20 protein-coding genes and 5 pseudogenes are annotated in these 25144 nt (G+C 68.7%); 12 read left to right on the top strand and 13 right to left on the bottom strand.

The window, feature by feature from the left end; translation table 11 throughout:
- Nucleotides 1-112 precede the first annotated feature (112 nt).
- A complete protein-coding gene (locus tag OG456_RS32355) occupies nucleotides 113-1228 on the bottom strand; it encodes an AraC family transcriptional regulator (protein WP_266567215.1) in 1116 nt (371 codons plus the stop codon).
- Here OG456_RS32355 and OG456_RS32360 point away from each other — a divergent pair.
- Nucleotides 1167-2213, top strand: coding sequence for an AraC family transcriptional regulator (locus OG456_RS32360; RefSeq protein ID WP_266567217.1), 1047 nt, complete (start codon nucleotides 1167-1169; stop codon nucleotides 2211-2213). The two genes, OG456_RS32355 and OG456_RS32360, sit on opposite strands and share 62 nt — an antisense overlap.
- Before the next feature lie 45 nt (nucleotides 2214-2258).
- Here OG456_RS32360 and OG456_RS32365 read toward each other — a convergent pair.
- The 4 genes and pseudogenes from OG456_RS32365 to OG456_RS32380 form a co-directional block, all read right to left on the bottom strand.
- A pseudogene (locus tag OG456_RS32365) lies at nucleotides 2259-3596 on the bottom strand (SpoIIE family protein phosphatase); the annotation flags it as partial.
- Between the two features lie 46 nt (nucleotides 3597-3642).
- Nucleotides 3643-4052: pseudogene (locus OG456_RS32370) on the bottom strand (DUF3291 domain-containing protein); the annotation flags it as partial.
- A gap of 69 nt (nucleotides 4053-4121) precedes the next feature.
- Nucleotides 4122-4751: an ATP-binding protein gene (locus OG456_RS32375; protein ID WP_266567218.1), complete on the bottom strand. Its 630-nt coding sequence runs from the start codon at nucleotides 4749-4751 to the stop codon at nucleotides 4122-4124.
- A complete protein-coding gene (locus OG456_RS32380; RefSeq protein ID WP_266567220.1) occupies nucleotides 4738-5379 on the bottom strand; it encodes a bifunctional 4-hydroxy-2-oxoglutarate aldolase/2-dehydro-3-deoxy-phosphogluconate aldolase in 642 nt (213 codons plus the stop codon). The genes OG456_RS32375 and OG456_RS32380 overlap by 14 nt, the downstream gene beginning before the upstream one ends.
- Nucleotides 5380-5536: 157 nt before the next feature.
- Between OG456_RS32380 and OG456_RS32385 the strand changes: the two genes are divergently transcribed.
- From OG456_RS32385 to OG456_RS32420, 8 genes and pseudogenes are all read left to right on the top strand, one after another.
- On the top strand, nucleotides 5537-6532 hold the full coding sequence (locus OG456_RS32385) for a Gfo/Idh/MocA family protein (RefSeq protein WP_266567222.1): 996 nt from the start codon (nucleotides 5537-5539) through the stop codon (nucleotides 6530-6532).
- A 1-nt stretch (nucleotide 6533) separates the two neighbouring features.
- Nucleotides 6534-7523, top strand: a complete 990-nt coding sequence (locus OG456_RS32390; RefSeq protein ID WP_266569504.1) for a LacI family DNA-binding transcriptional regulator — start codon at nucleotides 6534-6536, stop codon at nucleotides 7521-7523.
- Nucleotides 7520-8059 carry a VOC family protein gene (locus OG456_RS32395; protein ID WP_266567224.1) on the top strand — a complete coding sequence of 180 codons (540 nt, stop codon included), beginning with the start codon at nucleotides 7520-7522 and terminating at the stop codon, nucleotides 8057-8059. Before OG456_RS32390 ends, OG456_RS32395 begins: the two co-directional genes overlap by 4 nt.
- Nucleotides 8059-8970, top strand: a complete 912-nt coding sequence (locus OG456_RS32400) for a sugar phosphate isomerase/epimerase (protein WP_266567226.1) — start codon at nucleotides 8059-8061, stop codon at nucleotides 8968-8970. Before OG456_RS32395 ends, OG456_RS32400 begins: the two co-directional genes overlap by 1 nt.
- Complete coding sequence (locus OG456_RS32405; RefSeq protein ID WP_266567228.1) at nucleotides 8967-9950, top strand: Gfo/Idh/MocA family protein; 984 nt, start codon at nucleotides 8967-8969, stop codon at nucleotides 9948-9950. The genes OG456_RS32400 and OG456_RS32405 overlap by 4 nt, the downstream gene beginning before the upstream one ends.
- 184 nt (nucleotides 9951-10134) lie before the next feature.
- Complete coding sequence (locus OG456_RS32410) at nucleotides 10135-11562, top strand: MFS transporter (protein WP_266567230.1); 1428 nt, start codon at nucleotides 10135-10137, stop codon at nucleotides 11560-11562.
- Nucleotides 11559-12323, top strand: a complete 765-nt coding sequence (locus OG456_RS32415; protein WP_266567232.1) for an SDR family NAD(P)-dependent oxidoreductase — start codon at nucleotides 11559-11561, stop codon at nucleotides 12321-12323. Before OG456_RS32410 ends, OG456_RS32415 begins: the two co-directional genes overlap by 4 nt.
- A 256-nt stretch (nucleotides 12324-12579) precedes the next feature.
- Nucleotides 12580-12741: pseudogene (locus OG456_RS32420) on the top strand (nitroreductase/quinone reductase family protein); the annotation flags it as partial.
- Between the two features lie 160 nt (nucleotides 12742-12901).
- Here OG456_RS32420 and OG456_RS32425 read toward each other — a convergent pair.
- Both OG456_RS32425 and OG456_RS32430 read right to left on the bottom strand, forming a co-directional pair.
- A complete protein-coding gene (locus OG456_RS32425) occupies nucleotides 12902-13192 on the bottom strand; it encodes a hypothetical protein (protein ID WP_323136369.1) in 291 nt (96 codons plus the stop codon).
- A 657-nt stretch (nucleotides 13193-13849) separates the two neighbouring features.
- Entirely contained in the window at nucleotides 13850-14323 is a 474-nt protein-coding gene (locus tag OG456_RS32430; RefSeq protein WP_266569505.1) for a nitroreductase family deazaflavin-dependent oxidoreductase, read from the bottom strand.
- A 220-nt stretch (nucleotides 14324-14543) separates the two neighbouring features.
- On the opposite strand from OG456_RS32430, the gene OG456_RS32435 reads away from it, so the two are divergent.
- Entirely contained in the window at nucleotides 14544-15122 is a 579-nt protein-coding gene (locus tag OG456_RS32435; RefSeq protein WP_266567234.1) for a TetR/AcrR family transcriptional regulator, read from the top strand.
- A 95-nt stretch (nucleotides 15123-15217) separates the two neighbouring features.
- Nucleotides 15218-16075 (top strand): annotated as a pseudogene (locus tag OG456_RS32440) (hypothetical protein).
- A gap of 1043 nt (nucleotides 16076-17118) precedes the next feature.
- On the opposite strand, the gene OG456_RS32445 reads toward OG456_RS32440, so the two are convergent.
- Together OG456_RS32445 and OG456_RS32450 are read right to left on the bottom strand one after the other, a co-directional pair.
- Nucleotides 17119-18855, bottom strand: a complete 1737-nt coding sequence (locus tag OG456_RS32445) for a flavin reductase (protein WP_266567236.1) — start codon at nucleotides 18853-18855, stop codon at nucleotides 17119-17121.
- 79 nt (nucleotides 18856-18934) lie between these two features.
- Nucleotides 18935-20155 carry a styrene monooxygenase/indole monooxygenase family protein gene (locus tag OG456_RS32450; protein ID WP_266567238.1) on the bottom strand — a complete coding sequence of 407 codons (1221 nt, stop codon included), beginning with the start codon at nucleotides 20153-20155 and terminating at the stop codon, nucleotides 18935-18937.
- A gap of 476 nt (nucleotides 20156-20631) precedes the next feature.
- On the opposite strand from OG456_RS32450, the gene OG456_RS32455 reads away from it, so the two are divergent.
- Complete coding sequence (locus tag OG456_RS32455; protein ID WP_266567240.1) at nucleotides 20632-21612, top strand: AraC family transcriptional regulator; 981 nt, start codon at nucleotides 20632-20634, stop codon at nucleotides 21610-21612.
- A gap of 29 nt (nucleotides 21613-21641) precedes the next feature.
- Here OG456_RS32455 and tnpB read toward each other — a convergent pair whose 3' ends face one another.
- From tnpB to OG456_RS32475, 4 genes and pseudogenes are all read right to left on the bottom strand, one after another.
- Entirely contained in the window at nucleotides 21642-23138 is a 1497-nt protein-coding gene (gene tnpB / locus OG456_RS32460) for an IS607 family element RNA-guided endonuclease TnpB (protein ID WP_266567242.1), read from the bottom strand.
- Nucleotides 23135-23710 (bottom strand): IS607 family transposase, encoded by a 576-nt coding sequence (locus OG456_RS32465; protein WP_266567244.1) that lies wholly within the window; start codon nucleotides 23708-23710, stop codon nucleotides 23135-23137. Before OG456_RS32465 ends, tnpB begins: the two co-directional genes overlap by 4 nt.
- Before the next feature lie 69 nt (nucleotides 23711-23779).
- Nucleotides 23780-24472, bottom strand: a pseudogene (locus OG456_RS32470) (hypothetical protein); the annotation flags it as partial.
- Nucleotides 24473-24702: 230 nt separating this feature from the next.
- Entirely contained in the window at nucleotides 24703-25143 is a 441-nt protein-coding gene (locus tag OG456_RS32475; protein WP_266567246.1) for a hypothetical protein, read from the bottom strand.
- Nucleotide 25144 lies beyond the last annotated feature (1 nt).

The raw sequence follows: 25144 nt of genomic DNA on the forward strand, positions 1-25144 counted from the left end.
CGACACTCGCGAGTAGTGGTGCCGGGCCCAGAATCCATGAATGCCTGTGAGGGCTCATAGAAGGATCGCGCCGCGGGGTGGTACGGGTGTGCCACGGCCTACGAGGAGTCGGTCAGGCGCATCCGTGGGTTTCCCGGTAGTCGCCGGGCGACAGCGAGAACTCTCGACGGAACTCCCGTCCGAGGTGGCTGGCATCGCAGAAGCCCCACCGGTGCGCGATCGCGGCAATGGAGAGGTTCGTGTTCACTAGGTCGCCTCTGGCCGCTGCCAGGCGGTGCATGCGGATGACCGTCCCGACGGTGTCCCCGGTCGACGCGAAGGCCCGGTGGACCGTCCTCGGAGAAACGCTGTGGGCGGCAGCGAGGTCGGCGACTCTGATCGGTCCACCGGCGAGATGGTCGATGATCCAGTCCTCCAGCCGCCGTCGGAACAACTGCAGGAAGTCGTCGTCGCCGATGTGGGATCGACTCGCACGGATCATGCCGGCGATGAGGACGAGGAGGGCGTTGCGCGCTCCCTCGACCTGCGCCGCGGACATCTGCCCGATGTGACGGTCCATGCTCATGAGGAAGCCGTGGAGGAGGTTGGCCAAAGGGTTCTGAGCCGTGTCCAGGAGCAGGCAACCGGGTGCGCCGCCCCCCGCGTCGAACGGGGACAGGGCGCTCATGGGCACCCGGACCGTTCGTTTGGCCAGGTGATCCGGGATGACGAACCGCCCGGTGGTGCGGGTGCTCATGATGAGAACCGTTCCTGGTCGCAGGATGACGGTCTCGTCAGAAGTCTCGATGATCTGTTGGCCGGCCTTGGCGGCGAGGAGCAGCAGCGCGTCATCGTCCTGACGCACTGCGTTTCTGCCTCGGGTCCCTTCGACCTGCGGGCACACCCAGTCGGTGATGAGAAGGTCTCCGAGGTCCAGCTCCTCAACAGATCCGAAGCGCTTGACCGGCCCTGTGGGCTGCAGGTCCATGGAGGCAAGGCGGTCGCGGACGGCGAGTCTCCAGCGGACGTCCAGCTCTTCGGGTGTCAGTAGGCCGGCGGGGCTTAGCATGGATGGGGCGACAGTCACTTCGGCTCCAGCTCGGTAGAAGCTGTCCTCTCGGTCGTGACTCGTAGTTTGCTTCGTCGAAACATTCCGGTACTTGCCCTGAGGCGACAAGGATTTGTCCTTGCGTGACACCGATCTTCCTGTCCGGTGCTCTGCCCTGCAGGGGCTGTCCGCGCTCGTCACCGAGATCGGCGACTCGGGCCCCGAACTCCTCGCGGCATATGGCTGCGACGAGGCGAGGATCGCCGAGGGCAACTCGTTCGTCAGTCTCCGACTGGTGGAGCGCGTTCTCGAGGAGACAGCCGGCCGATTCGCGCTTCCGGACCTCGGGTTGAGGATGGCGGCGCAGCAGGATCTGCATGTGCTGGGACCGCTGGCGATCGCCATGGAGAACTCACGCACGATCGGCGAGGCCGTCGAGTGCGCGAGCCGGTACCTGTTCGTCTACAGCCCGGCCCTCTCACTCGAGGAAACCGACGATCCGCTGGGAAGTCCCGGTGTGGTCGGCCTTCGCTACACAACCACGGGCATCAACGCATCACCACAGGCGATCGACTACGGCATCGGGATCGTCCACCGAGTCCTGACGCTGATCCACGGCGACGCACCCTACGGACTTCGTTCGGTCCTGCTTCCACACGCTCGCCTGGCACAGGAAAGCTCCTACCGGAAGTACTTCGGGGCCGAGGTCAGATTCGACTGTCCGAGCGCGGTCCTGCGCGTCCCGAGCCAACTGTTCTCGACACCGGTCAGCGGCGGCGATGAGCTGCTTCACGACATCGCGATGGACCATCTCGAAACGCACTTCGGCCACCAGCACGTGCCGATGTCGGACCTGGTCGCGGCGATTCTCAGCGAGCAGCTCGGATCCAGCGGTCCGGACCTGTCGAAAGTCGCGCGCCTGCTGAGTCTCCACCCGCGTTCACTGCAGCGGTCCCTGTCCAAGGAGGGCACGACCTTCTCCGGCGTCGTCGATCGTGTACGCAGGAGTCAGGCCCTGGACTTGATCACGACGACCGACCTGCCCTTCTCGCAGATCGCGGCCAGCCTGGGGATGCAGGAACAGTCCAGCCTCACTCGTGCGGTACGTCGGTGGTTCGACACGTCACCTTCGAGACTGCGACGCGAAGGACAGGAGCCGAAAGGTCAGTCCGCCCTCATCGACTGAGCGTGCTCCGCGAGCCCCGAGCCGGCCCCGGGTGAACTCGTCTATCTACGGTCTCAAGTCCGCCGTCGCAGGTCTGAGTTCGGAGCTGCCTCTGCCCGGGAGGGCCTGTTCGGCCCAGATGACCTTGCCCTCACCGCTGTGCCGTGCGCCCCAGCGCTCGGCGAGCTGGGCGACCAGTAGCAGGCCGCGGCCGCCTTCGTCGAAGACCCTGGCATGGCGCAGGTGCGGGGCGGTGCTGCTGGCGTCGGAGACTTCGCACGTCAGAGTGGATTGGAGGATCATCCGCAGCTGTATGGGGGCTTTGCCGTAGCGGATGGCGTTGGTCACCAGTTCGCTGACCATGAGCTCCGTGGTGAAGGACAGTTCTTCCAGGCCCCAGGCGGCGAGTTGGTCGGATGCGTAGGTGCGGGCGCTGGCGACGATCGCCGGGTCGGAGGGGAGATCCAATGTGGCGACATGCCTGGCGTCAAGCGCTCGGGTTCGCGCCACGAGAAGAGCGATGTCATCGGTGGGGCGGCCGGGCAGCAGCGCGGACAGCAGGTCCTCGCAGGCCGCCTCCAACGAAGCGGGTGCTCGGGCAAGGACGTTGCGCAGCAGCGTGAGTGCGGTGTCCACGTCGCGAGCGCGGCTTTGGATGAGGCCGTCGGTGTACAGGACCAGGAGACTGCCTTCCGGCAGTTGGAATTGGGCTGTTTCAAAGGGGAGGCCGCCCAGGCCCAGAGGCGGGCCGATTGACAGTTCGGTGAAGCCGACCGCCCGGAGGGCTGGGCTGCGGCCGCCGGAGTCCAGGGGAGTGACGACGGCCGGTGGAACGTGTCCGGCGCTGGCCAGGGAGCACAGGCGGGAGACCGGGTCGTAGACCGCGTACAGGCAGGCGGCTCTGAACTCGTCCGCACCCCGTTCCTGCTCACGCTGCATCTGGATGACCACGTCATCGAGGTGGGTGAGCAGTTCGTCGGGCATCAGGTCGATGTCTGCGAGAGTACGGACGGCCGTCCGCAGGCGGCCCATGGTGGCAGAGGCGTGGAGGCCGCGGCCGACAACGTCACCCACCACGAGTGCGACGCGGGCACCGGACAGCGGAATCACGTCGTACCAGTCGCCGCCCACACCTGCCCGGGATCCGCAGGGCAGGTAGCGACAGGCGGTCTCGACGGCGGACTGTTCGGGCACCTGATGCTGGAGCAAGCTGCGCTGGAGCGTGAGCGCCGTGGAACGCTCGTGGGTGTAGCGACGGGCGTTGTCGATGTACACGGCTGCTCTGGACGCGATCTCGTGGGCCAGGAGCGGATCCTCGTCGTCGAACGGGACTGCGGTTCGGTGGCGGAGGAACTGCACGAGGCCCAGGGGGGTTCCGCAGGCCCACAGCGGGACCAGGAGCACTTAATCGAGGCGTTTGACAGCAAATCCAGTCGTTCAGGCTTCCTTGTCAGCGAACCTGGTCGCTCTTCGGCCCGATACCTGTGATCCTGGTCGGAGTTCCATCCGGGGCGAACGAGTGGTGGAAGGGAAGACGTGCGGCGCGGAGCCGTGGTCGTGGAGGTGCTCCAGCCTGGTAACCCCGTCGAGCCAGGTGGGTATCACGCCATCGGAGACCCACCAGATCACGTAACCCGGATGTCCTGTCCTCTCAAACCAGTCGTAACGCCTGTTCAGCGCCGCACGGTGCAGACCGGTGTAGATGGCGTCGAAGGCAGGGCGCAGGTCGGTCCGGAGCGAGAGGGGCGCGGCGAGGGCGGTGGTTTCCAACGTATGACCCTTGCTGTCCCAGGTCGGTACGGCGAACTCTCCCCATGCACCCCAGTCCAAGTCGAAGAGTGTGCCCCGGTCGCCGTCACTAAGGGAGTTGGGGTCACGGCCTTGGCTTGATCTTTGACCTCGGGCGACGCCCGAGGTCAAAGATCAAGCTCAGAAGGCGTGAAGGGGCACCTGCCTGGTAACGCCCGCGAGCCCCACAACAGCGTCGAGGTCCGGTTCGGCGTCGTTGTCCACGATGATGTGCCGAGCGCCGGTCCAGGCGCAGCCCTGGGTTCCCAGTCGTTGCCAGAATGCCGACCAGTCGGCAAGCTTGGCCCGGTCGCGGGGCAGGTCTCGTTGCGTCAGTCGCGTGCGCACGGTCTCCGCGGAGGCCCGTACCTCGACCACGACGATGGGTGTCCCCGTGGGCCAAGAAGCTCGGTCGGCCGAGGCGGTCAAGAAGCCGGGGCTGGCGAGGTACGCGGCGAAGGGTGCGTCCAGGACGACAGGGAGGCCCAGCCGCAGGTTGTCCGCCGCCGTGGCGAACAGGGCCGCGTACTCGGCCGGCATCAACCGTTCGATGTACGTCGGGTCGTCCTCACGGCCTCCGGCCCGCCGGCCGGCCAGTTCGAGCGCGGCGTCCACGAGGTCGCCAGCCAGAGAGTCCTTGTCTAGATAGACCGCGCGGAGCCGTTGAGCGAGCTGTCGGGCGACATGAGACTTTCCCGATCCCGCAGGTCCGATGGCGACGAATACCGGTGGTGTCCCGGGGGTGGGGGGCAGCGGGTCAGGCGCGGGCATCGGCCACCGCCTCGAGGAATGTCCGGGCCGCCGCACGGACCGGGTGCCGCTCGGTGCTTTCCCGCTGTGCCACCTTGGTGATGAAACTTCCGACGCCGACCGCCGCGACTCCGGCGTCGAACCACTCCGTCACGTTGTCCGGGGACACGCCCCCGGCCGGGACCAGGGGGATGTGGCCGAGTGGTTCGAGTACCGCACGGGCGTAGTCGCGGTTGAGGACCGAGGAGGGGAACAGCTTGACGAGGTCGGCTCCTGCCGTGGCTGCCTGGACGATCTCCGTGGGGGTCGCGGCTCCGCAGATGCTGACCGCCTGGTAACGGCCGGCGGTCTCCAGCATGCCGAGGTCGACGTGGGGGCTGACCAGGAAACGCGCGCCGGCCTGAATGCTCGCGTACGCCGACGTCGCGTCGAGCACGCTGCCGGCGCCGATCTCGGCCTCGGGGTACTCCGAACTCAGTCGGCGGATCACGTCCAGGGCGCCCGGCGTCGTGAGTGTCACCTCGACCGCGCGTATGCCTCCCGCGATGGCCTCGCAGGCCACTTCGTACGACGCCTCGGCGGTGGGAAGGCGCACGATCAGCACCGTCCCGGTCTCGTCCACGGCATTCAGGGTGCGCAGCTTGCGCATCGGTCACCTCAAGGGAAATCGGTGGGCTGGGGGGTGTTGACAGAGCCTAGGACCCTCTGTTTCGGTAATGCAACCGATCTCAGCAATCGATTGCAGTCGCGGCTTCGGAGAGGAAGATCGGCAGTAGTTGCCCCATACCGAAGTTGGGAGGCGCGTCGTGAGACGTCCGCTCACAGCAGTTCTAGGCGCCCGCCACTGGCACGTACCTCTGTATGTCAGTGCCTGGGCGGACACTCACGATGTCGTGCTGGTCCAGGACGAGGAGCCCGACCGGATCACGGACATGGCCCGACGTCTCGACGCGTCCGTGTACGGCGACGTCGAGGCGGCTCTGGACGCCGGACCATTGGACCTGGCCTACGTTTTCGGGCCGCACGACCGCATGGTGAACACCTGTCTGTCCCTGGTCGAGCGCGGCACCCCCATCGTGGTCGAGAAGCCGGGCGGCCTGAGCTCCGAGGACGTGGAGCGGATTCGGGACGCCGCCGCTTCGGCCGGGGTCGCGGCGACCGTCCCATTCGTTCAGCGTGGCGGCCCCGTGGATCACGCCTTGTCCCTGGTCGGCGCACCGACCTACCTACGGTCGAGCTTCGTGGCCGGCCCGCCGGAGCGCTATCACGCGGCAGGCTGCTCCTGGATGCTCGACCCCGCCCGCTCAGGCGGGGGGTGTCTGGTGAACCTGGCGCCGCACTTCGTCGACCTGTTCCTGCAGCGAAGTCGCGCCCGGCGCGTGGAACTTGTGGCGGCCAGCCTGTCCGCGAGCCTGCACGGCGAGGGCGTCGAGGACCACGCCACCCTGGTGCTCGCGGGTGATGACGGCAGCGAGGCGATCATCGAGGTCGGCTATGCCTTCCCGGCGAGTCCCGCCAAGCGGTACTGCTCCTTCACCAGCGCCGGCGACGAGGGATACGTCGATGTGGGCACCTCCGGCGACGTCTCGTTCACCCACGCCGCGGACGGTGTCACCGAGTCGAGCACCATCGACGTGGACAGCGACCCGCTGTACGACGTGTTCGTCCGACGCGTGGCCGACACCTGGACGGACGGCTTCGCCGGGCTGCCCACCCTGGCCGACCTCGCCGACACAATGAGCCTCATCTGGGCCGCGTACCAGCGGTCCCCCATCGCGTCCACGGAGGTCAGCCTTGGCTGAGGTGAGTATCGACGACGTCGCCGCCCGAGCGGGTGTCCATCGCTCCACGGTTTCCCGCGCATTCTCCCGGCCGGAAGCCGTGAACGCGGCGACCCGCAAACATGTCCTGGAGGTGGCGGAGAGCCTCGGTTACCGGGTGAACCCGCTGGCCCAGGCACTGCGCCGCCGTGCGAGCAAGCTCGTCCCGCTGATCGTCCCGGACATCACCAACCCCTTTTACGGCGAGCTGGCGAGGACCATGGCCGCCGCGGCGGCCGACCGGGGCTATCAGTTGGTGTTGTGCGTGACCGGCGGCGAGGTCGCCCAGACCAATGCGTATCTGACATCCCTGCAGGAGATGTACGCGCCCTTCGGGATCGTCGCACCGTCGACCAGCGTGGACCTCGACGAGCTGCAGAACGTCGCGCTCGGCAGCAAGGTCGTGGTCGTCGACCGGGTCGAGCAGGCACAGGTGCCGACCGTGACGGTGGACAGCGCCGAAGGGATCGCCCTCGCCGTGGACCACTTGCGGGGCCTGGGACACCGGCGCATCGCCTACGTGTCCGGTATCTCCGGGGCGTACACGTCCAGGGACCGCTTGGCCGCCTACGAGGGGCTGGCCGCGGAGCTGGACATGCCGGCGATGATCCTGGACGCGGGTACCGGGCCCGACGTGGGTGAGCGGGCCGCCGAGCGTCTCGTGCGGATGACGGCCGAGGAGCGTCCGACAGCGGTCATCGCGGCCAACGACATGGTCGCGTTCGACCTCATCTCCGCTCTGGGCGTGCGAGGTGTGTCCGTCCCGAGCGAGGTGTCGGTGATGGGCTTCGACGGCCTGGAGTTCGGCGCCCGGTTCAATCCCCGGCTGACCACCATCCGCCAGCCCATCGCCGACATGGGAGTGATCGCCATCGACCTCGCCGAGAAACTCCTCAAGGACGGGGAGACGGCACATGTCGTGCTCGCCCCCGACCTGCTGATCCGTGACTCGACCGCGGAGGTGCCCCGATGAGCCGGCCCGCAGGATTTCAATACGTCGACCATGTCGCCTTCACGGTGCCCGACCTGGGCGAAGCAGTTGCCTTCTTCGTCGACGCGCTGGGCGCCGAGGAGCTCTACCGCTCGACGCGCGGGCCCGACGCCCACTTCATGCCCGAACACTTCGAGGTCCCGGCCGACGCGCGCCTGGAACTCTCCATGCTGCGCATGCCGCCCAACCTCAACGTGGAGCTGTTCCAGTGGTGGAGCACGGACCAGCGCCGCGACTACCCGCGCCACTGCGATCCCGGTGGCCACCACCTGTGCTTCACCGTGGACGACGTCGACGCGGCCGTCGAGCATCTCCGGTCGCACGGCGCCGACGTTCTGGGCGGAACCAAGGAGGTCGGCCCCGACAGCCCGCTGGTTGCGGGCAACCGGTGGACCTATCTCCGGGCGCCCTGGGGCCTGCTGATCGAGCTGGTCGACCGGTCCCGCGTCCACAACCCGCCCCCGTTGGTCGGCCCCGCCGACTGGGCCGACCCCTCCCGAACCGGAAAGGACCTGTAGTGCGCATCATTGGCCACACCCTCGGCACACCGGAGCAGACCCTCCCCGAGGCGCTGGAGCTCTTCGCCGCCGCCGGTCTGGAGGGAGCGGAGGTCATCTACCAGAACGACTACCGCAGCGGACTGCCGGTCGGGGACGACGCCGCCGCGGCCGAGGCGGCCCGCGTGGCGGACGATCTCGGCGTACCGGTGGTGGGGCTCGCTCCGTACACCACGGGAATCAACCACGAGGACCCGGCGCAGCGACGGGCCGCGCTCGACGAACTGCGGTCGGCCATCGACTGCGCCCATCGCGTGGGCGCCACCCGGATCCGCGTGTACGCGGGTTCCTGGGGAGCGGATCGAACCGATCACGCCGGACACTGGGAGCGCCTGCGCGCGAGCCTCTCGGAGCTGGCGCCGCTCGCCGCCGACACCGGAGTACGCCTGTGCGTGGAGAACCACTTCGGCACCATGACGCAGTCGGCCAAGGAGACCGCCCGGCTGATACGCGAGGTCGACTCGCCAGCCGTCCGGGTGCTCTACGACCAGGCGAACCTCACCTTCACGCACGACGAGGCATGGCCGGAAGCACTGCGGGAGCAGGGCGACCTGATCGGGCACGTCCACGTGAAGGACCTCGTCTTCACCGACCCGGACGCCCCCTTCGTCGCGTCCGAGACGGCCCGGGTGAAGGCGGACGAGCGGGCCGTGCGCTCCCGCGTCGTCGGCGACGGCATCGTGCCCTGGGCGGACATCCTGAAAGCGGTCAAGCAGCACGGATACGACGACGTGATCAGCCTTGAGTACGAATACCGCTGGCACCCGCAGGACCTGCCGGCCCCGGCGGAGGGCTTCGCCCGCTCCGCCCGCGTACTGCGCTCGCTCCTCGACGAGGCCGCCACCCGCACGCCCGCGGAGGTGTCCCGATGAGCCCGGCCCCGCTGCGCGTCGGTGTGGTCGGCGCCGGGAACATCGCGCACATCGCGCAGTTGCCCACCTTGGTGGCGCGGGACGATGTCGTCCTCGATGCCCTGGTGTCCCGGCGAGAGGATCCGTCCGAACTGGTCCGCCGCTGGGGCTTCGCCACTGCCGTCCCGACCATCGAGCAGGCCCTCGAACGCGACCTGGACGCGCTGTTCGTCCTGACCCCGAGGTCGGAGCATTTCGCCGGTGTGAGCCGCGCGTTGGAGGCGAACGTCGACGTCTTCTGCGAAAAGCCCCTCGCGACCGCAACCAGCGACGCGGAGCGGCTCGCCGACCTCGCCGACGAGCGCGAGCGCGTGCTGATGGTCGGGTTCAACCGGAGGTTCGCGCCGTCCTACGCAGCCGCTCGTGAGCAATTCGGGGACACCGGCGCCGACTTCTGCGTCGCGCAGAAGAACCGTCGCGGCAGTGAGTACCGCGCGACCTTCGAGAACGCCATCCACATGGTGGACCTGCTGCGCTGGTTCTGCCCGGGTGAACCGGTCGATGTCTCGGCCCACGCCGCCGGAGACGACCCCTGGCAGGAGGACGGCATCTCCGCCCTGGTCCGGTTCGCCGGTGGTGGCACCGGCGTCCTGACCGCGGCGAGGACCGCCGGCGCGTGGGCGGAAAAGCTCGACGCCTACGGTGCGGAGCGCTCGGCCGAGGTGGTGGCCCCGGACACGGTGACCCTCACCCGGGACGGCGTGAGCACCGTGCGCTCGATGAGCCCCGAGGCCTTCGGCTGGGCCACGGCGACGAACACCTTCGGGTTCGCGGCCGCCGTTCACCACTTCCTCGACCGCGTACGAGACCGTGACACACCGCTGACATCGGGTCGGGAGGCCGCTCGCACACAGGCACTCCTCGATCAGATCCTGCTGGCCGCCGGTCTCCCCGTGAAGGAGCAGGAGGGCCGCACCTGGTCCAGTCACGCGACGCGCTGACCCTCCGCGCGAGCCCGACCGGCCCCCTCATCGCGGCCGGCATTCCCCGGCATCGGCCGGCATCAATTTTCGAAGAAGGCTTCCGAAACCGCCGACGGCGGCGACCGGAACCCCCTGGTCCGCGGCGCCCAGACCGCCGACTGTTCGCACAGCCCCCATCCCTCACCGTACTGAGGAGCGCTCAATGGCGAACGCACCAAGAACAGCCTCACCGGAACACCCCTCCGCCACCGGCAACCCGGAAGTCCCGCCCCGCGGAAGGACGTTGAATATCCTGGCGGGCACCATCGGCCACTTCATCGAGTGGTACGACTGGTACATCTACGGCCTCCTGGCCGCCGTCTTCTCAAGTCAGATCTTTCCCGGCAGCAGCCCGGCAATGTCGCTGATCGGCGCCCTGCTGACCTACGCGGTCGGGTTCGTGGTGCGGCCGCTGAGCGGCATCATCATCTCCCCGCTGGCCGACCGCTACGGCCGCCGTGTCGTCATGGCCACCACCATCGGCGGCATGGCCGCGGGCAGCCTGATCCTCGCGCTCACCCCGCCGTTCTCCGCCATCGGCTACGCGGCGCCGCTGCTGTTCCTGCTCGCCCGCGTACTGCAGGGCATCTCGGCCGGCAGCGAGATGCAGAGCGCCATCGCCTACATGGTGGAGAACGGCTCGACCGACCGGCGCGGCCTGTTCGGCTCGTTGTCGAACATGGCCAGCGGCCTGGCGACGCTGGCCGCCACCGGCATGGGGGCGGTTGTCACCGCGACGCTGAGCACCCATGACCTGGAGACGTGGGGCTGGCGCATCCCGTTCGCCATCGGTGGCGTCCTCGGCGTGGTGGGTCTGTTGCTGCGCTCGCGCGCCGACGAATCCCCCGAGTTCGAGGCCGCCGTCGAGGAGTCCGACACCGACAAGAAGCCTGAGACCCTGCGCCTGCGGGAACTGCTGCGCAGGCACCCCAAGGCGCTGCTGCAGACCGCGGCGCTGTCGGCCCCGGCAGTCGCCTACTACACGTGGGCCACCTTCCTGCCCACCTATGCGCACCTGACCACCGGCCGTGACCTGGACTCCGCCCTGGCCGGGAACGCCATCGGTCTCGGCCTGCTGGTGATCATCGTGCCGCTGTGCGGCGCCCTGTCCGACCGCATCGGTCGGCGCAAGCCCTTCCCCATCATCGGGGCGATCGGCATGGTGGTGCTCTTCTATCCGCTGCTGCTGTTGCTGCAGCACCCCGGATTCGGTGTCTACGTGACGGTGACCGTCTCCGGTTGGGTGGTCCTGGCGATCTGGCAGGGGGTCTACCCGACGATCCAGGCCGAACTGTTCCCCGCTTCCGTCCGAGTGTCCGGCATCGGAGTGGCCCACCAGATCGTCATTGCGGCCCTCGGCGGGACGGCCCCGCTCATCGCGAGCGCCTTCATCGAGGCGGGACACCCCATGGGCGTAGCGGTCTACATGACGGCCATCGTCCTGCTCTGCCTCATCGTCTACTTCACCCTCCCCGAGACAGGCAGCGCAGGCACCCACACCACTGCCACCACGCCCCCTGCTGCGGCATCCGACGCCGAGCACAGCACTTCATCCAGGAATCTCACCGCACCCACGGAGGACACGCCATGACCGCCCCGTCCCAGATCGCACTGGTCACCGGATCCAGCGGAGGCATCGGAGCCGCCACCGCCGAACGACTGCACGCAGCGGGCGCGACGGTCATCGGCTGCGACCGCACGGCACCCGACAGCCGCCCGAAGGGGCTCGCGGACTTCCGTGAACTCGACGTCACCGACGAGCAGTCGGTACGCGACACCGTGACCGGGATCCGGGCGGAGTACGGGGCGATCGACGTCCTGGTGCACGCCGCCGGAATCCTCGGCAACGAGCCGGACCTCCTCACCACCCCGAGCTCCGAGTTCGCCCGGGTCATGGCGATCAACGCCACGGGCGCCTTCTCCGTACTGCGCGAAGTCGGCCTCGTGATGAAGGAACAGGGGTCCGGCTCCATGGTCGCGGTGGCCTCGGTCGCCGCGAAGGAGGCCCGTCGCGCGTACGTGCCGTACAACGCCAGCAAGGCGGCCGTGCTGAACATCTGCTGGTCGCTGGCTCTGGAACTCGGCCCGGACAACGTGTCGGTCAACTGTGTGTGCCCCGGCCCGGTCAACACCGCCATGTGGGACCAGCTCGCCACCCGCGCCGGCGGCGGTGCCCCCGAGGGGGACCGTCGCGCCCGCCAGGCCCGGGCCGCGCAGATCCCGATGGGCCGGTTCGCCGAGCCGGAGGAGGTGGCGGCAACCATCGCCTTCCTCACCGACCCGGCCAACCGTTACCTGACCGGCCTGAGCCTGGATGTCGCCGGCGGCGCCCGGCTGGGAATGGGCAGCTGAGGCACGTTTCCCGGGCGGTACGCCGGGGGCGGGAGCCGTCGGCCCCGGCAACATGTCACGGACTCCCACTCCGGGCCGGCCAGGTGCTCGACGGTGCTGTGCAGGTAGCAGTGAGCCTTTGTTTGGTGGTGGGGGCGAGTGCGGGAAGAGGTGAAGCTCCTGACGGTCGCGTGATCGTGGTGAGGCGAGTTCCGCCGATCACGCGTGTTGATCGCACCGAGGAATGATCGCGTCCGCCATGTTCGCTGTGCGCAAACGAAGACTGTTCGACATGGTGGCAGGCGAGGTGACCGGCGACGAGAAGGCCGTCTGGTGGGCCCGCGCCGTCGAGGCGTTCCCGGACTATGCCGACTACCAGAAGAAGACGGACCGGGTGATCCCGGTCTTCGTCCTGGAGCCGGCGGCCGAGGAGCACTGACACGGCACGGCTGGCTCATATCCGAAGAGGGACCATGGCGCTCGCAGCGCCAGGTCCGCGTACGCACACGTGAGCTCAAGAGCGATCGTGCTAAGGGGGCACCACATGCCACCCCATGACAGCCTGTGCAGGTCAGAGGATTGCGGTGGCATGTTGAGGGTCAACCCCTGCGATGACATCGAGGACTATTTGCGCTATCACACGCGCCGCGAACACCGGCGTCACTATCCCGAGCTTCGTCAGCATGGTCCGGGCCACCGCCGCGCCGGTCGATGAGCGAGGTCCGCACGACGTCAATCTCGTCCCACTCCTGCAGCCCGGCTTCCTGCATGAACGCCACCACGTCCCGCACCGTGAATGCGCGACCGAGGATCGAGCCGTCAACGCGCAGACGCCGGCCGCCGTTCTCGTCGGGCGGATAGATCACTACCGGTCTCTCGGACGTCGCCATGAGATCAGCTTGGCGGCGGGCTCCACGAACGGAACGCTGACCACGCCCAGCCGGTGTGAGAGGGCGGTTCGCGAGTTGATTTCCGTCGCCAGGCGGGGTTGGTGGCAGGGCTCTGACTGCGCGGCAAGTGGATCGGGGGGGCATCGCCCGCAAGGGCGTCGAGTCCAGCGAACGCTGAGGGCGACGCCGCTGGGTCATCGAGCGGGCGATGTGAGCCACGAGGCGCTTGGCCTCGCCCCCGGCGTCACGGACCAGCCCCCGAGGCGCCAAGCTGCTGAAGTCCGTCCCGGGCTCCAGCCGGCGTCAGGCGTGACGAAAGAGGCCGAGGGCCGCACAGCGCGCGCTGTGCGGCCCTCATGCGGGCCGACGGGCACGCACGGCGCAGCGTTCAAAACCTTCGTGCCACCTATAAAAGCCCAGGTTGCAGGACCCACGCAGCGCGCCACTGTGTGGCCACCGCGCGCCCGGACGACTTCGGGGTCGTTGGCAGGGGTTGACCCTCAACATGCCACCGCAATCCTCTGACCTGCACAGGCTGTCATGGGGTGGCATGTGGTGCCCCCTTAGCACGATCGCTCTTGAGCTCACGTGTGCGTACGCGGACCTGGCGCTGCGAGCGCCATGGTCCCTCTTCGGATATGAGCCAGCCGTGCCGTGTCAGTGCTCCTCGGCCGCCGGCTCCAGGACGAAGACCGGGATCACCCGGTCCGTCTTCTTCTGGTAGTCGGCATAGTCCGGGAACGCCTCGACGGCGCGGGCCCACCAGACGGCCTTCTCGTCGCCGGTCACCTCGCGTGCCACCATGTCCTGGCGCACCGGGCCGTCCTGAAGCTCCACCCGGGGGTCGGCCACCACGTTGTGGTACCAGACCGGGTGCTTGGGAGCTCCTCCCAAGGAGGCGACGACGGCGTAGGAGCCGTCGTGCTCCACCCGCATGACCGGGGACTTGCGGATCTTGCCGCTCTTTGCGCCCAGGGTGGTCAGGATGACGACAGGCAGGTCCCGCCCCGCCTCCGGACCCATCAGCTCGTTCAGCGTCGTGCCTTCCGTGCCACCGGAGCCTTCGTACAGCTCCACCTGGTCACGTACCAACTGCATCGCGCTCGGCTCGTACTCGCCCTTAAGTGGCATGTCACCCATCTCCATACTGTCGAAGAGTCTTCGTTCGCACTGGTCTCGCCGTCAGCCAGGTCGGCAAAAGCTCAGTGGTGCGGAGCGATCCTTTACCCGTGCCACTAGCGTATCGAATACATCCAGACCTGCAACATTGGAGAATCACTTAATGAGGTAACCGTAGCGTTCACGTATCCTCTACAAGGGAGCCGGGTAGCGAACCAGACAGGAGACAGACATGGGCCGAGCACTGCGGGCAGATGCCGAGCGCAGTGTGCGCGCGATTCTGGAGGCGGCCGAGCGGGTCCTCGCCCAGGACGCCGGCGCGTCCATGGAGCAGATCGCCGAGGCGGCGGGGCTGACGCGGATCACCGTCCACCGCCGGTTCGCGAACCGGCAAGCGCTACTGGAGGCGCTCGCGGTCTCCGCGAAGCAGCAGATCATCGACGCGATCGAGGAAGCCCGGCCCGGCTCCGCCCCCGCGCTCGTGGCGCTGTTCCGAGTGACCGCGAACGTACTGCGGGTCAAGAACACCTGGCGCTTCACCCTCAGCCACGCCACGGCCCACACCCCCGCCGCGATCGCCCTCTGGGTCGAGATCGACGCGCACACCATGGAACTCCTGGCCCGTGCGCGGGGAGAGGGGCTGCTCGCTCCGAACGCGGACCTGGAGTGGACGCGGCAGGTGTACTACGCCCTCCTCGGTGAAGCCCTTGACAGACCCGGCGCCGATCAGGAGCCAGCAGCGCAGGACCCGGACGCACTGGCCACGCTCGTCATCGACACCCTGCTGCATGGCGCAGGACCGCGAGGCTGAGTCACGGCTGCTCGGCGCAGGCCGCCGACGCCCGGCGCATCCCCTTGTACGAAGCCGTCGCTGAAGCCGGTGCCGCCCCTCAGCTCCCGCTTCCCATGGTCAACATCATCTCGGGCGGTGCGCACGCGGGACGCTCCATCGACGTGCAGGACTTTCTCGCCGTCCCCCTGGCCGCCACGACGTTCACCGAAGCCATCGAATGGGCCTCCCGCGTACGCGCCGGAACAGCCGAGGTCCTCGCCGGCCGCGGACTCCCGGTGGCCCTGGTCGCGGACGAAGGCGGCCTCGGTCCCCTTCTGCCCAGCAACCGCACAGCGCTCGACGTTCTGATCGAGGGCGTCGAACGAGCTGGGCTGCGCCCTGGCCATGACATCGGCATCGCCATCGACATCGCAGCCACCCAGTTCCAGCAGGCCGACGGCGGCTACCGCCTCGCCGCCGAGGACAGGGAGCTCACCCCGGACGAACTGGTGGAGGAACTGGCCGACTGGTGCGCCCATTACCCCATCGTCTCGCTGGAGGACGCCCTGGGCGAGGACGACTGGGAGGGCTGGAACCTCGCGACGAAGCGTCTGGCCGGCCGGCAACTGCTGGGCGACGACCTCTTCGTCACCGACCTGGCCCGCCTCGATCGCGGCATCACCCAGGGCGTCGCCAACGCCGTACTGGTCAAGCCGAACCAGACCGGCACCCTCGACTCGGCGCGCGGCGTCGTCGCCCGCGCCCACGCCGCGGGGTACGGCACGGTCCTGTCCGCCCGGTCCGGGGAGACCGAGGACGACTGGCTCGCGGATGTGGCCGTCGGCTAGCGCACCGGGCAGATCAAGGTCGGCTCGACCACACGCTCCGAGCGCACCGCGAAGTGGAACCGCCTGCTGCGCATCGAGGCGGAGTTGGGTTCCCTCGCGGAATACGCCGGAGCGGAGGCGCTCGCCTCGGCCAGGGGCTGCTGACTGAAGGCGAGCGATTCCGGTCGCACGTTCTCGAAGAGGGCGGTGGACAGCTCCAACCGGGGGAGCCATCGTCGGCGGTCGAGTGGTTTCACCTGGACGCGGGCCCAGAAGGACTCCACCATCGCGGTGTCCACGCTGTCGCCGATCGCCATGCTCGGCGCGTTGGTGGCCAACTCCGCGGTTGTTGCGGCATCGATGAACCAGCCGATCACACGGCTACCGGTGGTTCGTCAACCCCCGCTTCCGCTGGGATTGACGAACCACCGATAGGCGTCGCCCACCCCTGCATTGGCTAGTCAGCGCGCCTACGAGGGGCGTGTCGACGGCTACGCTGACAGTTGTCTTAACGGAGTTTCGCGGATACCAACAAGGACAATGCTCGTCGGCAGGTTCGGTTGTCGTTCCTTGCTTGATGCGGGTGCCGACTGTAGGTCTGAAGTCCGGCCGTACCAAACGAGTCTGGCTGGCGCTCTGGAGTCCGCCCGCAGCTGATATCGAGCTAAACGCTGAACGATGGAGGCGTAGACGGGGTGCTGCTGTGTGTCCACGTCACCGACATGTGCCCACTCGGATCCTCATCCTCATTCTCATTCTCAGGCAGTGGGTCGGTCAGGTCGCTCAGGTCGCTCGGGGCGTCGTCGGAATCATCACGGTCACCCATGTCTCCCTCCTTCGGGTCGGCGTCGAGGGCGTGCGTCTCACCTGGGCGTGCTGCTCGGGGCCGCCACGGCAGCGGCCGGTCCCGGGGAGGCGGGAACCGGCGTGCCGACGGCCGCCAGGCGGGGTCCGTCACGCCTGCGCACGGAGGTAAGCCGCCGCCGTGGTAAAGGTCAGAGCCGGGTGAGAACCGCCGGTCAGGATGTTCACGTTTTCAGCGGCGGTGCGGGGCTGGGGTTCCGTGGTCGCGGACCACCCTCGCCGAGCTGCCCCCGCCTCTTCGACACCTGCCAGGTGCACGGCCGGCAGTCGGCGGCCTGAACCGCGACAGGCCGGCGGACGGACAGACGGACATGGCCCTGGGCGCCGCAGTTCCGCTTACGCGTTCACAGATCCGGATGCTTCGTCGCCACGTGGTAGTACCCCGAGTGGAACACCAGAGGGGTGCCGCCGTCGGCCTCGTACTGTTCGACCTCGCCGAGGAAGATGATGTGGTCGCCGGCGTCCAGGCGTTGGACGGTGCGGCATTGGAAGCGGGCGACGGCGCCGTCCAGGAGGGGGGTGCCGGCGATGCCGGGGGTGGTGGGGGTGCCGCGGAACTTGTCGTCGGCCGGGGTGGCGAACTGGCGGGAGAGGTGGTGCTGGTCGGCGGCCAGTACGTGGACGGCGAAGTGCGAGGCGTCGGTGAAGTCCGGGAGGCTCGGGGCGTTTTTGCCGGGGCACCACAGGACGAGGGGCGGGTCCAGGGAGACGGAGGTGAACGAGTTCGCGGTCATCCCGACGTTGCGGCCGTCGGGGGCGCGGGCCGTCACCACGGTCACGCCGGTGGCGTACTGGCCCAGTGCGCGGCGCAGTGCGCGGCCGTCGAAGCGGGCGGCGTGCTGGGCGCGCTTCTCGGCGAGGAAGCGGTGCGCCTCGGCCTCCTCGAACCACCAGCGGTACAGGGTGCGCGGGTCGTCGAATCCGGCGGCGAGAGCGCCGGCGACCGAGGGGATTTCGGCCGCTGCGGAAAGGAGTTCGCGGTGGTGCGGGCGCAGGTCGGTCAGGAGGGAGTTGGTCCAGCCGACGGCCCATTGGGCCCACCCGCGCCAGAAGTTGTCGAAGGTGCGCTGCATCCACTGCGGGGTGAATTCGGCGGTGCCATGGCGGAGGATGCTGTCGAGGTAGTGGGTGGCGGCCTGGGCCGCGTTGTTCGAACCCTGGCCGGTGATCGGGTCGTTGAGGACGACGGCGTCGGCCATACCGAGGACGTGCCGGCCGGAGGCGAGGCGGGCGACGGGATGCCGCACGGTCGGGGTGACCCCGCCGCGCAACACGCCGCCGTTGTCGGTGAGTTGGGCGTGCCGACAGCGCTCGTACTCGTCGGGGAAGAACCGGTGGAGGATTTCCAGCGAGCGGGTGAGGTGGGCTTCGGGGGTGACGATGTCGTCCCAGCAGTCCATCGGGCCGCCGGGGACGCCCTCGAAGACCATGATGTCGCAGGGCCCGGTGGTGGTGAGGGCGGGGAAGGAGAAGTATTCGCCGACGCCGGGGACCATGCGGTAGTGGACGGCGGCCTCCCCCTTTGCCTCCCCCTCCCGCGGCGCCGTTCCCGTGACGTACGTCAGAGCCAGCGCACGGCGCGGCCCGTCGTACGGGGAGAGTTCGGCGTTGCGCGGGAAGAGGCGGCTCAGCTCGCCCTTGCCGGTGGAGACCACGACGAGATCGTGCGTACGGGCGTACCACTCGAGGTCGTTGACGCCCACCTCGTGCAGCACGATCTCGCCGCGGCCGCCGTCCGCGAACTGCTCCATCCAGGCGGCACACTTGACCCGCTGGTCGACGGAGTGTGCGGGCCCATCCAGCGGCGCGCGCCAGGAGACTTCCGGAGTGCCGTGCGGACCGATGAGGGAGAGCGCGATGCCGGTGATGTCCGGGGCCCGGTCCTCCCAGTGGTGCAGACCGAGTTCGCGCTCGCTCTGCAGCGCGGTGTCGAACATGCACTGACTGGACATGACCGGGCCGCGACGTATCCCGTCGGGGCTGCGGTCGGTGACCAGGGTGACGTCATAGCCGTGCGTCTGTAGTCCCAGAGCGAGTTGGGCACCCGCCTGCCCGGCGCCGATCACCGCGATCCTTCTCATGGTCCTGCTGTCCCGCTCTCGTTACGTACGTACTGCTGACGCTCTGTCAGATCGCTGCCCGACTGATCCCGACGGAGCTTCAGGCACTGACCTCGGCCAGGTAGTTCTTCGCGGCGACCGGGTCCATGAACCAGTGGAACAAGTCGCGCGGGTCGTCGAAGCCGTTGACGAAGCGGGCGGCGATACGGGAGTTGACGCTCGCCGCGCCGAAGAGCTCCAGGACGTGCTGCGGCGGGGCGCCGAGCATCGCGTTGGTCCAGGTCGTGGCGGACTGCGCGTTGTCCCAGAAGCGGCCGAAGGCCAGCTCCATGAACGCCGCGTCGTACGGGCGCTCACCGTGGTCCAGGATGGTGGCGAGGTAGGAGGCCGCGCACTTCGAGGCGTTGTTGGAACCCTGGCCGGTTATCGGGTCGTTGAGGACGACGACGTCGGCGAGGCCGAGCACCTGCGCGCCGGAGGGCAGCGTGGCGACGGGCTTGCGGACGGTCGGCGCGAAGCGGCCCGCGAGGGTGCCGTTCCGGTCGGTGAGCGCGGCATCGGTGCAGCGCTCGGCCTCCCACGGGACGTACGTCCGCAGCAGCTCCTGGGACTTCGCCAGCTGCTGGTCCGGGGTGAGTCCGTCGAAGCAGTCGAACGGGCCACCCGGGATGCCCTCGAAGAACATGATGTCGCAGGGGCCGCTGGTGGCGAGGCTGGGCATGGTGAAGTACTCGCCCACACCGGGGATGACGTTGAAGCTGACGCCGGGGCGGTGGGGCAGCGGCGCCATGCCGATGACGTACGCCAGGGCCAGCGCGCGCTGCGGAGCGTCGTACGGGGAACGCTCGGCGTCCCGCGGGAACAGTCCGGCGATCTCGCCCTTGCCCGCCGCGACGATCACCAGGTCGGACTCGGCGGCGTAGCGCTCCAGGTCCTCGAGGCCGGCCTCGTGAATGACCAGACGGCCGCCGCGGCGCGCGAACTCGCCCATCCAGATCGGCATTTTGACGCGCTGATCGACCGAGCGGGCGGTGGCGTCGAGGCGGGCGTCGAAGGAGAGCGCCCGGCCGCCCTGGCCGTCCGCGATGTTCACGCCGAGCCCGGCGATCGGCGGGCAGGCGTCACCCCAGAAGTCGAGGCCGAGGCTGCGCTCGTGGGCCAGCGCGGTGCCGAACATGGCCTGGCTGGACATGACCCGGCCCTCACGGATCTGGTCTCCGGTGCGGTTGGACACGACGGTGACGTCGTAACCATGGCCGAGCAGACCGATACCGAGCTGGAGGCCGGCCTGGCCGGCTCCGACGATGGTGATCTTGCGCATGGGGGGAACCTCCGGGTGTCGGATTGTGCGGTTGGGGGCGGTGCCGTGCACTGGTACAGCGTTCCGGCAAGGTGGCGGCGCCAATGAGTGGGGCGCACGTGTGGAATACGGCTGCCCCCGGAGGGGGCCGGGGAGCAGCCGCGGGAGGCCGGGTCACCCGTAGGGGGACCCGGCCCGGCCGACTCGGTGAGCCGGGAGGCAGAGGCAAGGGTGCCGCGACGCGCGGGGGTACGGCCTCGGCGGCCCTCTCCGCGCAGGTCGCGCGTAGCACGCGCGGCGCGCATGCGACGGGCTGTCCGCTGGGCCTGGCTCCGCTCCCGTGACGAGCGCAGTCCGGCCCGGCACTCCCTGCATCGTTGATTCCCTGGTTCCTTCTCGAGGTGCCGGGGATCAACCTTGGTATGGAAAGATCATCTTTGCTATCCGGATCACGCGGGTTGCTGTCCTGATCGCGCGTCTCGGCGGTGGAGGTTTACATGCCCGCTGAAGAGCCTCCCCTCGCAAATCGCCAGCGGTTTCATACAGCGGACATTTGGGAGGCGCGGGCCGAGGTCGGCCGCGCCTTCTGTCCACATGAGTTGCGCATCATGCAGCGCTCGGCGACGCTCGACGCCCGGCTGCACGGCGCACCCTTTGACCGGACAGGTCTGTATTACCTCGATTACGGAGCGGAGGTCCGGATCACGCCGGGCGACCTGGAGAGCTTCTTCCTTGTCCAGATCCCGCTCGCCGGCTACGCCGAAATCACCTGCGGCCGCGAGGAGATCATTTCCTCCCCCGAACTCGCTTCTGTCCCTTCTCCGACCGGAAAGCTGGACATGCGCTGGGGCGGTGGCAATCCGCAGCTGATCGTGTGGTTCGACCGATCATCCCTGGAATCACACCTGGGCAGTCTGCTCGGCCGCACCGTGCGCCGCCCGATCTCCTTCTCGCTCGGTATGGACCTCACCACACCGGGCTCCCGCTCCTGGCTCAACATCGTCGACCTCATGCGCCGGGAGGCGGAGGGGCCGGACGGCATGACAGGCCGGCCCGTCGTGACACAACAGCTTGAATCACTCCTCATGACCCAGCTGTTGATGGCCCAGCCCAGCAATTACACGCCGGCGCTGCTCGGCGAGCAGCCGCGCGTCGCGCCGCCCGCGGTCCGCCGTGCCATGGAGATCATCGAGGGTCACGCCGCCGAGCCGCTCACGGTCGCTGAGATCGCGGAATGTGCCGGCGTCGGCGTGCGGGCCCTCCAGGAAGGCTTCCGCCGGCACCTCGACACGACACCGCTCGCGTACCTGCGCGAGGTCCGCCTGGACCGCGTACGCAAGGAACTCCTGACCTCCGACCCGGGTGTCACGACCGTCACCGCCGTCGCATCCCGCTGGGGCTTCTTGCACCCAGGCCGCTTCTCACTCACGTACCGCCAGCAGTTCGGGGAGTCTCCTTCGGAGACGTTGCGGTCATAGGAGACCGTTGCTCAGAGCGTCAGTAGCTCTCAGCATTCCGGGCATTTCTGCCCGGAAGGTCCGTCACGTCGCCAAAGCGTGAAGGCTTCGGCTTGGGGACGGTCTCTCGTTTCCGTCTGCCACTGGTGCGGCAGGGTTGCGCCACCTGCCCGCCCCGTCCTGGCCGTGCGGCCGGGACGGGTGGCGCGGGTCTTACGGTCGGCTCCACGAGGCTTCGACGCCGCCGGGGCGGTGTCCTGGTCTCCGGCCACTCCGGTACCAGTTACTGCGGCTGCCGCGAGGGCTGCGAGGTTGAGTGCGGCGTTTTCGTCCCGGTCGATGACCAGGCCGCAGGCGTCGCATATGTAGGTTCGAACGTGCAGCGGCAGCTTGGCTTTCACTGCGCCGCACTCGGAACAGGTCTTGGAGGATGGGTACCAGCGGTCGGCGACCACGAGGTGGGTGGCGTGGCGCTGGCGGGTCTTGTACTCGACCTGGCGGCGGATCTCGCCGAACCCGGCGTCGGCGATCCGGCGGGCCAGGCGCCGGTTGCGGAGCATGCCGGCGACGTTGAGGTCTTCGACGACGACGGTGCCGTACTCGGCCGCAATGCTCGTGGTGAGCTTGTGCAGGGCGTCGGCGCGGAGGTTCGCCACCCGGTGGTGAACCCGATTGCGGGCGGCGTTGGCCTTCTCCCACCGCTTCGAGGGCTTGTGCCCCATACGCCGGTCGGGTCCCTGGCGTCGGGAGACCGTGCGAGAGGCGTGGCGCAACTGCTTCAGCGCAGTGTCCAGGTGCCTCGGATTGGCCACTTCGCGGATCTCTTTGGCACTGTCGGCCATCGCCGCGAGGGTCTTCACACCGAGGTCGATGCCGATCGCCACGCCGGGCCGGGCGACGCGCACCAGGTCGCGCTTCACCTCGGTCTGCAACGACACGAACCAGCGCCCGCGCTCGTGCCGGACGGTCGCCGACAGGATCCGGGCCGTCCCGGCCTGAATGCGTGCGAGGAGTTTCACCGTGGGCTCGTGGGTGCGCAGTGTGCCGAGCCGGGGCAGCGTGACGTGCCGGCCGTCGGCGTCGGCACGGATGGTGCCGGTGGTGAACCGGCAGGAGGGGCGCGCCTTCCGCTTCGACTTGAAACGCGGGATTCCCATCGCGCGGCCACGGCGCTGGCCCTGCCTGGACCTGGCGTAGTTGTCGAACGCAGCGGCGGCGTTCGCCAGGCCGGTGTTGTACGCCTCTTTGGAGTTGTCCTGCCACCAGGCGGCGAACCTCGGGTCGGTGTGCTTGGCCGCGTTGAACGCCTTGCGCAGCGCGGGCAGCGACCACGGCCGCCACTCGGTCAACTGCTCCTGCGGGATGCCGTAGGTGGATTCGGCCTTGCGCTGCCACCACGACGCCTCGATCCAGGCAACCGCCCAGTTGTAGGCGGCCCGTGCCGCACCGCAGTGCGAGTGCAGTGCCCGCTCCTGGACAGCGTTCGGGTCCAGGGCGAACCGGTACGCCTTAACCACGAACCCGGGCTGCGGCCGGAACTTCTTCACTCGGCGGCCTCACCGGTCGCCACGGCCACCGCGCGGGCGGCCCGGTTCTTCGCCCCCCGCCGCCCGTACAGGCGCGCGCACATCGACGTCAGCACTTCGGTGACGTCGCGCACCAGGTCATCAGCACTCTCGGTGGGGTCGAGGACAACCAGGCGACGCCCAGACGCGGACAAGACGGCTTCGAGGTGCTCGACGCCGAACCGGGCCAGCCGGTCTCGATGCTCAACCACGATCACCACCGCCTGCGGGTCTGACAGAACCCGGTGCAGTTTGCGCCGACGACCGTTCAGTCCCGAGCCGACCTCGGTCACGACCTCTGCAACCGGCAGGCCAAGACCAGTGGCCCCCTGGACCACGCGGGCCACCTGCCGGTCAAGGTCCGTCCTTTGGTCCGCCGACGACACTCGGCAGTACGCCACGACGCGGCCAGGCACCTCCGAAGCGGGCTCGTCGACCAGCCACGTGCCGGACGGCGTCTGGCGCACCGGGACCGGCATACGGCCCTCTTTCGCCCACGTCCACGCGGTCTGGTAGTGCACGCCATTGCGCGCCGCCCACTCGGAAAGCTTCACGCAATCAAGATAACACATGAGAAAGGCTGAGATTCACTGACGAATTACGCAACAGTTGGTGGCCCCACCAGAGCCGGCCGTCTCCCACCGGCTCGCGTCGCCCAGCTGATCCTGCAGCTCCTTGCTCAGCTCCGTGGGGTTGGGGTACTCGGTGATCTGCTCCGGTGCGAGCAAGCACGGTTCCGGGAGGTACCAGCCCTCCTGGATCACGGGCGGCTCGGGCGGGGCGTCGAGGAAGTCGGTGACGGTGACAGAGGAACGCCAGAAGAGGGCGGTTCGGGGGTGTGCCGCCGAGTGGTCGAAGGGGCACCACAGGACCTGGAGGAGATCGGCTCCGGGCGGGCTGCTCGGGAGAGGGACGTCGCGGGTGTAGAGCTGGGCCACGGGCAGCATGGGGATCGGGCCGTCGAACCACGGGCGGCCCATGCTGAGCTCCTTCTCCGTCTCCAGTTCCTCGGGCGTGATCGTGGGCGCCTCGGGGTCGCGGAGCCGCTGCTCGGCCGCTGCCGCACGGATGCGACGCAGAAGCCGGATGTCGTCCGGAGAGTGCGTCACGCCGCTTGCCGCGCTGCTGTCGTGAGGCCCTTCGCAATGAGGCCAAGGCTCGTCGGCGGGCCACAGCAGCGGCCCGCCGACGGAGCTGTCGTGCAGGGACGGCGATCCGGGTCGGGGGTGCAACCGCGTCGCCTTACGTGCCAGTGGGGCCAGTTGAGGAATGAGTGCGGTCACATCGAGTGGGCGCGGCGGGGTGGTGAAACTCATGGTGGCTTCCGATGGCGCGAACTGGCTGTGATCAGCTGATGAGCTGGAACGACGCGGCGAAGATCCGTATCAACCGGGGCACGTTCTCCCTCATCTCCTACAAGGTGGACATGACCAACGGTGGCTGCGGAGTACGACCCGGCGGGGTGTAGCCCGGCGGGTCGTAGCGCCCGGTCCCGTACTTCCCGGTCCCGTGCCGTCGTGCGTCGGGTCGATGGTGAGGGGTTGCGTCAGTCGTCCTCGTCGTCCGTCGGCGGGTACGCCTCGTCGATGACCCAGTGCTCGCCGCCCTCGGTGGAGATCGCGCAGAGGCGGGAACCGTCCGGTGAGCGGGTGAGGAACTCGATGCCGCCGGAGGGATCCGTGAGCCGGGAGAGGTCGGTGTCGGGCGTGAGCGTGACGCGGAGCCAGCCTTCGTTCAGCCCGGCGGCCGTGAGGAAGGCGCCGTCGGGTGTGACGACGCCCCGCTGCCGGGCCGCCGACAGCCACAGGTCCTGAGCCCGGCGCAGGGCGTCCTCGTCCCGCTTCGGCACCCGGGCCGACGGCACGGTGTCGATGTTCGCCGTCACCCGGAACGCCTCGGTGACCGTCGGACTCGTCCCGTCGTCGAGGAACTCCCCGACGCCCAGTCCGGCTTGCCGGAAGCGATCCTTGATGTCGTCGTTGTTCACT

Origin of the sequence: Streptomyces sp. NBC_01446 (assembly GCF_026340095.1) — a bacterium.
Classification (GTDB): Bacteria; Actinomycetota; Actinomycetes; order Streptomycetales; family Streptomycetaceae; genus Streptomyces; species Streptomyces aureus.

Coding starts and splice junctions, on each gene's coding strand:
- OG456_RS32375 (WP_266567218.1), bottom strand. CDS start 4,751: ATGCCCGCGCCTGACCCGCTGCCCCCCACCCCCGGGACACCACCGGTA.
- OG456_RS32380 (WP_266567220.1), bottom strand. CDS start 5,379: ATGCGCAAGCTGCGCACCCTGAATGCCGTGGACGAGACCGGGACGGTG.
- OG456_RS32395 (WP_266567224.1), top strand. CDS start 7,520: ATGAGCCGGCCCGCAGGATTTCAATACGTCGACCATGTCGCCTTCACG.
- OG456_RS32405 (WP_266567228.1), top strand. CDS start 8,967: ATGAGCCCGGCCCCGCTGCGCGTCGGTGTGGTCGGCGCCGGGAACATC.
- OG456_RS32410 (WP_266567230.1), top strand. CDS start 10,135: ATGGCGAACGCACCAAGAACAGCCTCACCGGAACACCCCTCCGCCACC.
- OG456_RS32415 (WP_266567232.1), top strand. CDS start 11,559: ATGACCGCCCCGTCCCAGATCGCACTGGTCACCGGATCCAGCGGAGGC.
- OG456_RS32425 (WP_323136369.1), bottom strand. CDS start 13,192: ATGGCGACGTCCGAGAGACCGGTAGTGATCTATCCGCCCGACGAGAAC.
- OG456_RS32430 (WP_266569505.1), bottom strand. CDS start 14,323: ATGCCACTTAAGGGCGAGTACGAGCCGAGCGCGATGCAGTTGGTACGT.
- OG456_RS32435 (WP_266567234.1), top strand. CDS start 14,544: ATGGGCCGAGCACTGCGGGCAGATGCCGAGCGCAGTGTGCGCGCGATT.
- OG456_RS32445 (WP_266567236.1), bottom strand. CDS start 18,855: ATGAGAAGGATCGCGGTGATCGGCGCCGGGCAGGCGGGTGCCCAACTC.
- OG456_RS32450 (WP_266567238.1), bottom strand. CDS start 20,155: ATGCGCAAGATCACCATCGTCGGAGCCGGCCAGGCCGGCCTCCAGCTC.
- OG456_RS32455 (WP_266567240.1), top strand. CDS start 20,632: ATGCCCGCTGAAGAGCCTCCCCTCGCAAATCGCCAGCGGTTTCATACA.